Annotated in this window: 12 protein-coding genes; 5 read left to right on the top strand and 7 right to left on the bottom strand. The window is 68.3% G+C overall.

The features are described from left to right. The coding region (locus ACIKT0_RS07315) for an AAA family ATPase (RefSeq protein WP_407104705.1) at positions 1-827 on the bottom strand (827 nt) is incomplete at its 3' end. Between the two features lie 209 nt (positions 828-1,036). Between ACIKT0_RS07315 and ACIKT0_RS07310 the strand changes: the two genes are divergently transcribed. The 3 genes from ACIKT0_RS07310 to ACIKT0_RS07300 all read left to right on the top strand — a co-directional run bounded on the left by ACIKT0_RS07310 (position 1,037) and on the right by ACIKT0_RS07300 (position 3,220). Continuing rightward, the gene (locus ACIKT0_RS07310; protein ID WP_407104704.1) at positions 1,037-1,621 is read left to right on the top strand and encodes a DUF1285 domain-containing protein; all 585 of its coding nucleotides are present in this window, start codon (positions 1,037-1,039) and stop codon (positions 1,619-1,621) included. Continuing rightward, positions 1,618-2,265: an NUDIX hydrolase gene (locus ACIKT0_RS07305; protein WP_407104703.1), complete on the top strand. Its 648-nt coding sequence runs from the start codon at positions 1,618-1,620 to the stop codon at positions 2,263-2,265. The genes ACIKT0_RS07310 and ACIKT0_RS07305 overlap by 4 nt, the downstream gene beginning before the upstream one ends. A 139-nt stretch (positions 2,266-2,404) precedes the next feature. Continuing rightward, positions 2,405-3,220 carry an ABC transporter permease gene (locus ACIKT0_RS07300; RefSeq protein WP_407104702.1) on the top strand — a complete coding sequence of 272 codons (816 nt, stop codon included), beginning with the start codon at positions 2,405-2,407 and terminating at the stop codon, positions 3,218-3,220. Positions 3,221-3,232: 12 nt separating this feature from the next. On the opposite strand, the gene ACIKT0_RS07295 is transcribed toward ACIKT0_RS07300, so the two are convergent. Continuing rightward, a complete protein-coding gene (locus ACIKT0_RS07295) occupies positions 3,233-3,634 on the bottom strand; it encodes a DUF2141 domain-containing protein (RefSeq protein WP_407104701.1) in 402 nt (133 codons plus the stop codon). A 137-nt stretch (positions 3,635-3,771) separates the two neighbouring features. Here ACIKT0_RS07295 and ACIKT0_RS07290 point away from each other — a divergent pair, with 137 nt between their 5' ends. Together ACIKT0_RS07290 and clcA are read left to right on the top strand one after the other, a co-directional pair. Beyond that, a complete protein-coding gene (locus ACIKT0_RS07290) occupies positions 3,772-4,203 on the top strand; it encodes an anthrone oxygenase family protein (protein WP_407104700.1) in 432 nt (143 codons plus the stop codon). Positions 4,204-4,395: 192 nt separating this feature from the next. After that, complete coding sequence (clcA, locus tag ACIKT0_RS07285; protein ID WP_407104699.1) at positions 4,396-5,742, top strand: H(+)/Cl(-) exchange transporter ClcA; 1,347 nt, start codon at positions 4,396-4,398, stop codon at positions 5,740-5,742. Positions 5,743-5,963: 221 nt separating this feature from the next. Here clcA and ACIKT0_RS07280 read toward each other — a convergent pair whose 3' ends face one another. The 5 genes from ACIKT0_RS07280 to ACIKT0_RS07260 all read right to left on the bottom strand — a co-directional run. Then, entirely contained in the window at positions 5,964-7,439 is a 1,476-nt protein-coding gene (locus ACIKT0_RS07280; protein ID WP_407104698.1) for an aldehyde dehydrogenase family protein, read from the bottom strand. Between the two features lie 67 nt (positions 7,440-7,506). Then, on the bottom strand, positions 7,507-8,322 hold the full coding sequence (locus ACIKT0_RS07275) for a carbohydrate ABC transporter permease (protein ID WP_407104697.1): 816 nt from the start codon (positions 8,320-8,322) through the stop codon (positions 7,507-7,509). A 2-nt stretch (positions 8,323-8,324) separates the two neighbouring features. Beyond that, positions 8,325-9,248, bottom strand: coding sequence for a carbohydrate ABC transporter permease (locus tag ACIKT0_RS07270; protein WP_407104696.1), 924 nt, complete (start codon positions 9,246-9,248; stop codon positions 8,325-8,327). 71 nt (positions 9,249-9,319) lie between these two features. Further along, positions 9,320-10,720: an extracellular solute-binding protein gene (locus tag ACIKT0_RS07265; RefSeq protein WP_407104695.1), complete on the bottom strand. Its 1,401-nt coding sequence runs from the start codon at positions 10,718-10,720 to the stop codon at positions 9,320-9,322. A gap of 66 nt (positions 10,721-10,786) precedes the next feature. Further along, the coding region (locus ACIKT0_RS07260; RefSeq protein WP_407104694.1) for a TOBE domain-containing protein at positions 10,787-11,450 on the bottom strand (664 nt) is incomplete at its 5' end.

The following is an 11,450-nucleotide window of genomic DNA, read 5'->3' as shown; positions in this document are numbered from 1 at the left end:
AGCATCAGCGCCTGGCTCGCGCGCGGGCCGGGCCCCCAGGCGATCTTGTCAGCGAACGCCTTGTCGGCCGTCTCCGGCCGCGCGGACCGCACCAGGTCCAGAATGGCCTCCACGACCGAGTCGCCGACCGGCAGGCGGCGGACCAGGCGCTGGGCGCCCATCAGGTCCTCGGCGCTGAGCGCCTGGCGGGGGCGGACCTCCTCGGCGCCGGTCGTCGCCAGCAGGATTCGGCGTTCCGCGTCGCGGTCCGGATAGTCGACGTCGATCTGCAGCAGGAAGCGGTCGAGCTGGGCTTCGGGCAGCGGGTAGGTGCCCTCCTGCTCCAGCGGGTTCTGGGTCGCGAGCACATGGAACGGCCGGGGCAGGTCATGGCGCGCTCCCGCGACCGTGACGTGATATTCCTGCATGGCCTGCAGCAGCGCGGACTGGGTGCGCGGGCTTGCGCGGTTGATCTCGTCCGCCATCAGGAGCTGAGCGAAGACCGGCCCCTGGATGAAGCGGAACGAGCGGCGTCCGTGAGCGTCTTCCTCGAGCACCTCGGAGCCCAGAATATCCGACGGCATCAGGTCCGGCGTGAACTGAACGCGCCGCGCGTCGAGGCCGAGCACCGTTCCCATCGCTTCGACCAGCTTGGTCTTGGCGAGCCCGGGGACGCCGACGAGCAGGGCGTGCCCGCCGCACAGCACCGTGAGAAGCGCCTGCTCGACGACCTTCTCCTGTCCGAAAATGACCTCTCCGATGGCCGCGCGCGCCGCCGCGACATGGCCGCCGATGGCTTCCGCGCCCCGCACGATGGCGGCGTCCAGGTCAGTCGCCGGCTCGGTCATCCGAACTCTCCTCGATTCCCGCGATGGCGGACTTGCCGTTCATCCGACGACCCTACGGGCGATATTGCAACCGCCGATCTCGCGGCGCAGCAAGGCGCGGACCTTACCCGCTGCGTCCGGGCGCCATACCTTCAGGCGGACCAGAGACCGACAACCGGGCGATGTTGAGGCCGGCATGTCGACCATGAGAGCGTCAACCTGAAGTGAACATGGAAGTTCCAGACGCATCACCACAAGACGCTGCAGCCGCCCGGATGCGACTCCTCGCGGAGGCGGCGCGAGAGGCCTGCAGCCGGGGAGCGGCCCCGGTGGAGTCGTGGAACCCTGCCCATTGCGGCGCCCTCGATCTCGTCATCAAGGCCAACGGGACCTGGATCTATCAGGGTTCGCCGATCAGTCGGCCCGCGATGGTCAAGCTGTTCTCGACGGTTCTCCGGCGGGACCCGGAGGGCTATGTGCTGGTGACGCCCGCCGAGAAGCTGTCGATCACGGTCGAGGACGCGCCGTTCCTCGCCGTCGAGATGGCGGCCGAGGGCGAGGGCCTCGCGCGCCGCATCCGCTTCCGCACCAATGTCGATGAGGTGATCGACGTGGGGCCCGACCACCCGATCCGGTTCGACCAGTCGGGTCAGGGCCTCAAGCCCTATGTGCGCGTGCGCTCAGACCTGTGGGCGCTGGTGGCGCGCTCGGCGACCTATGATCTGGTCGAACTGATCGAGGAGGGCGACGGCCGGCAGGGCGTCGCCGCCGGAGGGATGTTTTTCCCGGTCGATGCGCAGGGGACTGCGCCATGAGCGGCGCATCCGCGGTCGCCGAACAATCGCTCTTCGGGCTGGACGAAATCCGTCGCCGGGCGAGCCTTCGCCTGCTGCCCGCACCGCCCGACCCCGACGACCCCGAGACGGTGGTGACGGGCGAGAGCGAATTGTTGCCGGCGCATGTCACGCCGCGCGCGGCTGCGGTTCTGGTCGGGGTGGTGGCGCGGTCGCAGCCGCAGCTGCTGTTCACCCAGCGCGCGCAAGGCTTGCCTGTCCACGCAGGGCAGATCTCGTTTCCGGGCGGCAAGCGCGAGCCCGAAGACCGGTCGCCGCTCGATACGGCGCTGCGCGAGGCCGAGGAGGAGATCGGCCTCGATCGCGCCCTGGTCCGGCCGCTCGGCCATCTTGACCTTTACGTGACGAACTCGGGTTTCGGCATTGTGGGGGTGGTGGCGGAGATCGACCCGCTTTACCGACTGACTCTCGATCCCGGGGAGGTGGACGACGCCTTCGAGGCGCCGTTCGATTTCCTGATGAGCGAAGAGAACCACAGCGTGGAAATGCGCGAATGGCGCGGCGGCTTCAGGCGGATCCACCACATGCCCTGGCAGGAGCGCCATATCTGGGGCGTGACGGCGGGACTGCTCCGCAATCTGTATGAAAGGCTGTACGGCTCATGAGCCGCATCGCGCTTCAGGCGCTCCTGTTCTTCCTGCCGTTCGCAATCTATGCGCTGTGGCTCGGCCTGAGCGGCCGCGGCTGGCGGGCGCCCGAGCCACAGCGCATAGATTGCGAACGGCAGGAAGAACAGGGGCCGCGTTGGCGGCCGGGCAGGTGCAGCGCGCGCTGTCGGAACGCCTGCCGGACGTCGCCATAGGGCAGGCGCTGGCCGGGATCGAACGCGGCGGGGGCATCACCTCCGAGCAGCGCGAGTGGCTCAACGAGGAGTTCGCCACGCGCCTCGGCGCCCAGGCCGAACGCGGAGCGACCACGAGCCTCGCCGACCTGATCGAGATCGAGCCCGCGTCGGCCGCAGCCGGACCCGTGGCGTACTACGCGGGATCGATCGCGACGCTGTTTCTCATGCTCGCCGCGGCCCATGGCGCGCTGGGCTTCATCGACGAGCGCGCGAACGGACTGCATGGGCGAATGGCCGCGACGCCGGCGGACGCGCTCGCCTCGATGCTCCTCGGCAAGTTCATGTTTCTGACCGCGCTCGGGGTCGTGCAGGCGGCGCTCGTCTTCCTCACGGCCGCCCTCGCCTACCACGTGGACGTGTTTTCGCGCCTGCCGGTCTGGTTCGTCACCACGGCGGCCGTGTCGGCCTCCCTGTCCGCGCTCGCCCTCGCGCTCGTGGTCGGATGCCGCTCCCGACCTCAGGCCCAGACCGTCGCGACCTTTGCGCTGCTCATCCTCGCGGCGGTCGGCGGCAGCATGGTTCCCCGCTACCTGATGCCGGAGTGGCTGCAGGAAATCGGCCGCCTCACGCCCAATGGCTGGGCCGTCGAGGCCTACGCGCTCACCTTGTCGGGCACAGGATCCGGACATGCGCTGCTGGCGGCCTGGGGCGTTCTCATCGGCTTCGCCGCGGCCTGTCTGGCGATCTCCGTCGCGGTCGCGCGGCGGACCGCATGAACCGCGGCCTGATCATTTCGGCGGCGGATTGAGTTCGATGCGGACCGTCATGTCGCCCGTCACGGCGAACGCGGCTTTGTGGAAGCGCGGCGGGGCCGTCTTGCCGACGCCGTTGGAGAAGCCGAACCGCTCGAGCGGCAGCCCGACGGGCGTCTTGGCGAGACGTCCGTCGCCGTCCTCGTCCTGGAAGGCGGCGGCCGCGTAGACGCCTTCGGGAAGGCCCCGGAACATCATGACCGCGACGCCGTCGACCGGCAGCGCGCGTTGCGCCGTCGCGCAGTTCCGGGGCTCGAAAGCCTTGGAGCACAGGCTCACGAACACGGGGCCTCGACCGGCGGCGCCGCTGACGGAAACGGTCACGTCGGCGGCCGCCGCAGCGCTGACGGACGCCATCAGGAGCGCGGCGACGAGCATGTATCGTGGGTTCTGCATCCGGAGAGGATAGCAGATGGATGCTCTCAGGGGCGGGCGCCCAGCCGGGCTGCTGGACCGGGAGCTCTGTTGGCGATTAAGTGGGCTGCAACACGGCCAAGGAGGCATAGCTCCCCGCCATGCTCGCTGGCCATCTTGCTCTGAGCGCCGCAGCCTTGTTCACCGGGGCCGCCGTTTACATCAATATCGCGGAGCAGCCGGCGAGGCTGCTTCTCGATGACCGCGCCCTCCTGAGGGAGTGGAAGCCCTCATATAAGCGCGGCCTTGCGATGCAGGCTCCGCTTGCGGTCGCCGGCTCCGTCCTCGGGGTCATCGCGTGGTGGCAATCGAAAGAGTGGTCATGGCTCGCGGGGGCATTTCTGTTGCTCGCGAACTGGCCCTACACGCTCTTGGGCGTCATGCCCACGAACAACCGACTCATGGCCATGGATCCAGACGCCGCTGACCTGGACATCCGAGGATTAATGATGAAGTGGGGCGGCTTGCATGCCGTCCGCAGCGCTCTCGGCGCGCTCGCGACCGTCTTTTTCTTATGGGCGGCTAGCGTCTGACGGCTCCCTACCCGCCCGGCGCCGGCGATTCTCCTCCCTCCTGATGATCGCGACCTGTGGGAAACCGCGCCTGCGTTTGACATCGAGCAAGGTGCGGGTTGGCTCCCAGGCGCAAGAATGACACGCAGTGCAGAGCAACCGCGTGCAGCGTCACGGCGCGCGCCTGATGAGCCTCCCCGGCAGAGCGAGGGCATGAACGAAGACCTTCTGGCGCAGGGCCGCCCGGGCGACCCCAAGGGGGAAGCGCGGTTCATGGCCCTGGCTCTCCTGGCCGGGTCGATCACGGGCTTCGTCGGCTCGCTCTTTCACAAGGCGATCGACAGCGCCGTCGCGTGGCCCGATTGGCTCGCCCTGCGGCTCGACGGCTTGGCGCTCGTCTGCACGGCGGCGGCGATCGCCATGGCTGGCGCGGTCATAGCGGTCGCGATCGTCCGCGCCTTCGCGCCGGAGGCCGGCGGCAGCGGCGTCCAGGAGATCGAGGGCGCCATGGAGGGGCTTCGGGAGGTCCGCTGGCGTCGCGTCCTGCCGGTGAAGTTCGTCGCGGGCGTGATCGCCATGGGCTCGGGTCTCGTGCTCGGGCGCGAGGGACCGACGATCCATATCGGGGCCTCCGCCTCGGCGGCCGTGGCCGAGACCTTCAGGACGACCGAGCTCGAACGGCGAGGACTGCTGGCCTCGGGGGCGGCGGCAGGGCTCGCCTGCGCCTTCAACGCGCCGCTCGCCGCAGTGCTGTTCGTGATCGAGGAGACCCACAAGGAATTTCCGTACACCTTCCGGACCTATCTCGGCGTGATCCTCGCAGCGATCGCCTCGACAGTCGTGACCGAGATCATGGGAGGAACCCGACCTGACCTGCCGCTGGCGGCCGGCGCCGCGCCGCTTGCGTTGCTGCCGGCCTTCCTGCTGCTCGGGATCCTGCTCGGCGCGGTCGGACGCGTGCTCAACGCCGCCATCCTGCACGCCGTAGCCTTTGCGGGCCGGTGCCAGCAGCGGCTGCCCTACGCCTACCCGGCGCTGGTTGGGGCGGTGGTCGGCGCCCTCCTGATCGTGCTGCCGCAGGCGGTGACAGGCGGCGAGGGCGTGATCGTGGAGCTCGCGAGCGGGCATCCGGGGCTGAGCCTGCTTCTCGCGCTCGGCGCCATACGCTTCGTCACCATGGTGGGAAGCTACTCGAGCGGAGCTCCAGGCGGGATCTTCGCGCCGATATTGTCGCTCGCGGTCTGCCTCGGCCTCGCGTTCGGAGAGGGGGCGCGCGCCCTCGCGCCAGCGGCGGGCTTCGAGCCGACGGCTTTCGCGATCGCCGCGATGGGCGCGCTCTTCACCGCATCAGTCAGGGCGCCGATCGTGGGCGTCGCCCTGACGCTGGAGCTGACCGGGTCCTATGCGCTTGCAGTGCCGCTGATGGTCGCCTGCTTCGCCGCGGACCTCACCGCGCAGTGGTGCGGGGGAAGGCCGATCTACACGCAACTCCTGGAGCGCACCCTGGCGCAGGCGGGACTCAAGGCGCCGCAGCGCCCCGATGGGACCGGGCTGGCCTGACGCCGGCGCCAAGCCGGAGTCAGGGGGCGCTGGTCCTCGACCGAGCCGGAATCGGAGCGGCCGGGTGATCGCCATCCGAAGCCGGTTCCGGCGGCGGGCGCGCCGAGAGCGGCCATGGACTGACGGCGGGGACCGGGCCTTCCCGCATCGCCGCCGGAGCCCAGCGCGAAACAGGCGCCCAGGAAAGGCGCCTGTTCACATTCCTCCGATAGAGCGGCTCCTCAGAACGGGAACTGGCGCTTGCCCATCTGCAGCGTCACCCATTTCACCTCGGTGAGTTCCTCCAGCGAATAGCGGCCGCCCTCGCGGCCGAAGCCGGAATTCTTCACGCCGCCGAACGGCACGTGGGGCTCGTCCGAGATGGTGGCGTCGTTGACATGCACCATGCCGGATTCGAGCCGCATCGAGAGGTCGAGAGCCTTCTGCATGTCGTTGGTGATCAGCGCCGCCGACAAGCCGTATTCGGTGTCGTTCGCGACCTTGAGCGCCTCCTCCGCGTCCTCGACCTTGATGAGCGAGACCACCGGGCCAAAGCTTTCCTCGTAATAGATGCGCATCTCGGGCGTGACGCCGGTCAGCACGGTCGGCTGGAAGAACTGGCCCTCATAGGCGCCGCCCGCCACGACCTTGGCGCCCTTCTCCGTCGCATCCTTGAGCTGGCCGTCGATGAAGTCGCACTGGCGCGCGCGGATGAGCGGGCCGATGACGGTCTCGGGGTCCTTCGGATCGCCGACCTTGATGCCGGCGGTCTTCTCCTTGAACTTCTCGACGAAGGCGTCGAACAGCGGCGCCTCGACGATGACCTTCGAGCTCGCCATGCAGACCTGCCCCTGGTGCAGGTAGACGCCGAAGGCGGCGGCGTCGACCGCATAGTCGAGATCAGCGTCGGCGAGCACGATGAGCGGGCTCTTGCCGCCCATCTCCAGCGTGAACTTCTTGAGATGCTTCGCGGCCTCGACGGCGAGATGGCGCCCGGTGCGGGTCGAACCCGTGAAGGTGATCATCTTGACGCGCGGGTCGGCGATCAACTGGTCGCCGACCTCGGAAGGGACGCCGGGCACGACGTTGAGCAGGCCCTTCGGCAGGCCCGCTTCGTCGAACAGGTCCGCGATGATCGCGCCCGAAAGCGGGGTCTCCTCCGAGGGCTTCAGGATGAAGGCGTTGCCGACCGCGAGCGCGTAGGCGATCTTCTTCATCGAAAGCAGGAAGGGCGAGTTGAACGGCGCGATGCCGGCGATGACGCCGAGCGGCTTCCTGACCGACATCGAAATCTGCCCCGGCATCGTCATGGGCATGGTCTCGCCCATGACGTGCCGCGCGTCGCCGGCCGCGACCCGCAGGGCGTCGACCACATAGTCGATCTCCCACAGCGCCTTCGAAAACACCGAGCCGCATTCCTCGATCAGCAGGTCGCGGATCTCGGGCCTGCGGCGCACGATCACGTCGGCGGTCCTGAGGAGGATCGCCTCGCGCTCCGCCACCATCGCGGCGCCCCAGAGCTTCTGAGCCGCGTCCGCCGAGGCGATCGCCCGGTCGACCTCGGCCGCGCCTGCGAGCTGCGTGCGGGCGAAGATCTTGCCTGTCGCCGGGTTGAGGTCGTCATGCAGCATGTTGCGCGACGAGTTGGTCCACTCTCCGTCGATGAAGAGCTTGTAGTGGGGCAGGCCGTCGACGACGTCATAGGCTGCAGGGTTCATGCCGGGCTCCTCGGCTGTTCGGTGCGAAGGGCGCGCTGCGCCTCAATGATGGGTTGGTCGGTCATGCTCAGCCCTTCACCGCCCCGAGGGTGAGACCGCGCACGATGTGCCGCTGCAGCAGCAGCACGACGGTGAGCACGGGTATCAGCGCCACGATGCCCACCACCGCGACCTCGCCCCAGCGGACCCCTTGCGCCGTGATCAGCTTGGGGATCGCCACAGGCAGCGTCTGGATGCGGTCGCCGCCGAGCATGAAGGCGAACAGGAACTCGTTCCAGGCGAAGATGAAGCACAGCACGGCGGTCGCCACGATCCCGCTGCGCAGCAGAGGCAGCGTCACGCGGAAGAAGATCTGCGGCCGCGACCAGCCTTCGAGCGCCGCCGCTTCCTCCAACTCCACCGGCAGGTCGCGGCAGAAGCTGCGCAGCACCCAGACGTAGAACGACAGGTTGAAGGTGAGGTAGGCGAGCGTCAGGCCCGCGAAGGTGTCCAGCAGCCCGACCTTGGCGAAGATCAGGTAGAACGGGATGACCAGGCAGACCGGCGGACCCATGCGGGTCGCGAGGATGAACAGGAACAGGTCGTCCTTGGCCCGCATCTCGAAGCGCGCGAAGGCGTAGGCGGCGGGCGTGCCGATGATCACCACCAGCAGCGTGGAGATCGAGCACAGCACGAAGGAGGTCAGCAGGTTCCAGGCGAAACCTTCGGCGATCACATAGTCGAAATTGGCGAGCGTCGGCGTGAACAGGAACTCGGTCGGGCGCGCGAACATGACGTCCGCGGGCTTGACCATCATGGAGCCCATCCACAGCACCGGGAACAGGATCACCAGCGCGTAAAGCGCGGCGACGGTGGTCCAGAAGAGGCTGGATTTCTTCGCCATGGTCAAAACGCCTTCAGCTTCTGCTTGGCGATCTGGTAGAAGACGTTGCAGAAGATGAAGAACGCCACCCAGACCAGCACAGCGAGCGCGGACGCCTCGCCGATGTTCCAGAACTCGAAGGTCATCTTGTAGGCCAGCACGCTCGGGGTCTGGGTCACGACGCCGGGTCCGCCGCCGGTCAGGATGAAGACGGTGTCGAACACCTTGAAGGCGTCGATCAGCCGGAGCAACGTGATGACGACGAGCAGCGGCGTCATCATCGGCAGCGTGATCTTGAAGAAGATGCGCAAGGGGGACGCGCCGTCCACGGCGGCGGCCCGGTAGGGCCCGACCGGCATCGCCTGCAGCCCGGCGAAGAACGCCAGCATCATGAAGGGCGACCACTGCCAGATGTCCACGAAGATCAGCGCGTAGAGCGCAAGGTCTGGCGAGGCGAAGATCGACTGATCTCCGAGCCAGCCGAAGCGCTCCAGCAGATTATAGGAGATCAGGCCCCAGGAGCCGGCCAGCATGATCTTCCAGAGCAGCCCGACGACGATCGGGGCCATCATGGTCGGGATGAAGAGCAGCGGCACCAGCACGGATCGGCCGCGCACGCCCGCGCTCAGGATGAGCGCGCCGCCGAGCCCGATCATGAACTCGATCGGCACCGCGACGCCGACGAACAACCCCGCGACCTTCAGCGAATTCCAGAAGGCGGGGTCGGTCAGCAGCTTCACATAGTTGTCGAAGCCGATGAAGTCGCCGACACGGCCGTACTTCGCCTTGTGGAAGCTCAGATAGATCGCATAGGCGAAGGGGATCAGCGAGACGACGACCAGCGTGATCATCGTCGGAGCGATCAGCAGATAGGGATACCAGAAACCCTGCTCCCGGTTCTTCGGGCGCGCGGCTGGCGCGGCTGACGCTGCGGTTATGACGGACATGCGGAGCTTTCGGCAGCTTCTTCAGGAAGGCCCCGGACGGCTGGCCGCCCGGGGCTGGATGGTCGTTCAGGTCAGAGCGTGCACTTCTCGCCGCAGATGCGGACCAGCGCCTTCTGGCCCTCGGCCGCGCCCTGCTCGGGCGTGAGCTTGCCGAGGCCGACCTGCTGGACGACGCCGGACAGCGCGTCCGACAGTTCGAGATATTTGGGCATGCGAGGCTTGGCCTCGGCGACCGCGAGCGTGGCCTTCATGGCCTGGAACAGGGTCGGGTTGCCGGCGTCCTTCAGGACCGGCAGCGCCCACGAGCTTTCGCGGATCGGCACGCCGCCATTGCCGGCCTCGAGCAGCGCTCCCTGCTGCTTCTTGTCGGCGAGCCACTGCATGAAGAGGTAGGTGGCCTCCGGGTTCTTGCTCGAGGCCGCGATCGCGATCATCGAGGGCTCGGCCTCGGCGGAGGCGAATTTCGGGTCGGCCCCGTCCTTCACCGGCACGGCCGCATAGACGAACTTGCCGGCGAGCGGCGAGGCGCCGGGCTTGTCGACGCCGAGCACGAAGTCCGAGAAGGCGATCGCTTGCGCCGCGATCCCGTTGCCCATCACGGTCGGAACGTCGACCAGCGAGTATTCGGCGGTTCCGGGAGGCGCGAACTTCCAGAGGTCGGCGTACATCTTGAGCGCCGCGACCGTGGCCGGCGTGTCGAAGGCCGGCTTGCCCGATGCGTCGATGACGTCGCCGCCGTAGTTCTTCATGATGTTGTTCACGAACGCGAACAGCGAGGCCGCGCCCTTCACGCCGTCGAACACGATGCCGTAGAAGTCGCCGGCGAGCGGCTTTCCGGCCAGCATCTCGCCCTTCTTCCGCGTGAAGAACTCGGCGATGTCGCGCATCTGCTCGATGGTCTTGGCGGGCGCGAGGTCGTAGCCGTACTTGGCCTTGAACGCTGTCTTCTCGCCCTCGTCCGCGAGCAGATCGGCGCGCGCCCAGTAGACGTGGTTGTAGTTCCAGTTGATCAGGCCGTATTGCTTGCCGCCGAAGAAGGCGAGGCTCTGGAACGGCTTCTGGATCAGGTCGGCGGAGTCGAACGCCGGGTTGGTGAGCTTCTTGTTCGCCACCAGATCGTCGATCGGCAGCAGCGCCTCGGCCTCGAGCATCTGGCCCATCTGGAAGCCGTGCAGCATGACGGCGTCGAAATGGCCGCGGCCCGACAGCATGTCGGCCTGGCCGCGGTTGATCACCTCCATGTGGCCGAGCAGCTGGTACTCGACCTTGATGCCGGTCTCCTTCTCGAACTGCGGCACGAGCTTCGAGAGCGTCTCCTGCAGCGGCGTGACCTCGTCCAGCACGCGGATCGAGGCGCCCTTGTAGGGCTTTGCGGCCTCCGCATAGGAGAAGTCCGCCGCGCTCGCCGGGCCGGCGAGGCCGAAAGCGAGCGCTGCGGCCGAAGCCGCGTTCGCGAGTTTCCAGGATTTCATCGTCGCACCACCCCGTTGCTCTGGCCGCCGCGTCCCGCCGCGGTCGGCGATCTGGTCTTCAATCCGTCACGCGGCCCCCGCCGCGATCGCCCTGCCGGTTTCGCCGTCGAACAGCGCGATCGCGCCCGGAGGGCAGGACAAGCCCGCGGCCTCGCCGATCCGCGCATCCGAGGCGGCCCGCGTCTTGATCTTGATCTGCGCGCCGTCGCCGGCGCTGAAGGTAACGATCGCGTGCTTGCCGAACGGCTCGTGCGAATAGATCTCGCCCGTCACCGCGCCGCGCGCGCCCGCGGGCGCCAGCGCCAGCTCCGAGGGGCGCAATCCGAGCCAGACATTCCTGCCGCGCGCCGCCGCGGCGAAGCCCTGCGGCAGCGCGAGCTGCAGGCCGGCTCGCCGGAATGAGATCGCGCCGCCCTCCTCGAACAGCTCGCCGCCCAGCACGCTCATGGGCGGGTCCCCGATCAGGCGCGCGACCGTGACGCTCGCGGGCGTCAGCCAGATCTCCTCCGGCGTCCCGACCTGCTCGATCCGTCCGCCGTCGATCACCGCGACCCGGTCGCCGACCGACAGCGCCTCGAGCCCGTCAGGCGTCGCCCAGACCGAGGGGCTGTCGCGCGTCATCAGGCGCTTGCGGATCGCTGCACGCAGCTTGTGGCGGAGCTTCGCGTCGAGGTGGGAGATCGGCTCGTCGAGCAGCAGCGCCCGCGGCGCCTGGACCAGCGCGCGGGCG

Source organism: Hansschlegelia beijingensis, assembly GCF_045505405.1.
Taxonomy (GTDB): Bacteria; Pseudomonadota; Alphaproteobacteria; order Rhizobiales; family Methylopilaceae; genus Methylopila; species Methylopila beijingensis_A.
The sequence above is the reverse complement of the archived record's forward strand: the minus strand, read 5'-3'. Positions and strand labels throughout refer to the sequence as shown.

Excerpts from the sequence above, each read along its gene's own strand:
- ACIKT0_RS07310 (WP_407104704.1), top strand. The coding sequence starts at position 1,037 with ATGGAAGTTCCAGACGCATCACCACAAGACGCTGCAGCCGCCCGGATG.
- ACIKT0_RS07305 (WP_407104703.1), top strand. The coding sequence starts at position 1,618 with ATGAGCGGCGCATCCGCGGTCGCCGAACAATCGCTCTTCGGGCTGGAC.
- ACIKT0_RS07295 (WP_407104701.1), bottom strand. The coding sequence starts at position 3,634 with ATGCTCGTCGCCGCGCTCCTGATGGCGTCCGTCAGCGCTGCGGCGGCC.
- ACIKT0_RS07290 (WP_407104700.1), top strand. The coding sequence starts at position 3,772 with ATGCTCGCTGGCCATCTTGCTCTGAGCGCCGCAGCCTTGTTCACCGGG.
- clcA (WP_407104699.1), top strand. The coding sequence starts at position 4,396 with ATGAACGAAGACCTTCTGGCGCAGGGCCGCCCGGGCGACCCCAAGGGG.
- ACIKT0_RS07280 (WP_407104698.1), bottom strand. The coding sequence starts at position 7,439 with ATGAACCCTGCAGCCTATGACGTCGTCGACGGCCTGCCCCACTACAAG.
- ACIKT0_RS07275 (WP_407104697.1), bottom strand. The coding sequence starts at position 8,322 with ATGGCGAAGAAATCCAGCCTCTTCTGGACCACCGTCGCCGCGCTTTAC.
- ACIKT0_RS07270 (WP_407104696.1), bottom strand. The coding sequence starts at position 9,248 with ATGTCCGTCATAACCGCAGCGTCAGCCGCGCCAGCCGCGCGCCCGAAG.
- ACIKT0_RS07265 (WP_407104695.1), bottom strand. The coding sequence starts at position 10,720 with ATGAAATCCTGGAAACTCGCGAACGCGGCTTCGGCCGCAGCGCTCGCT.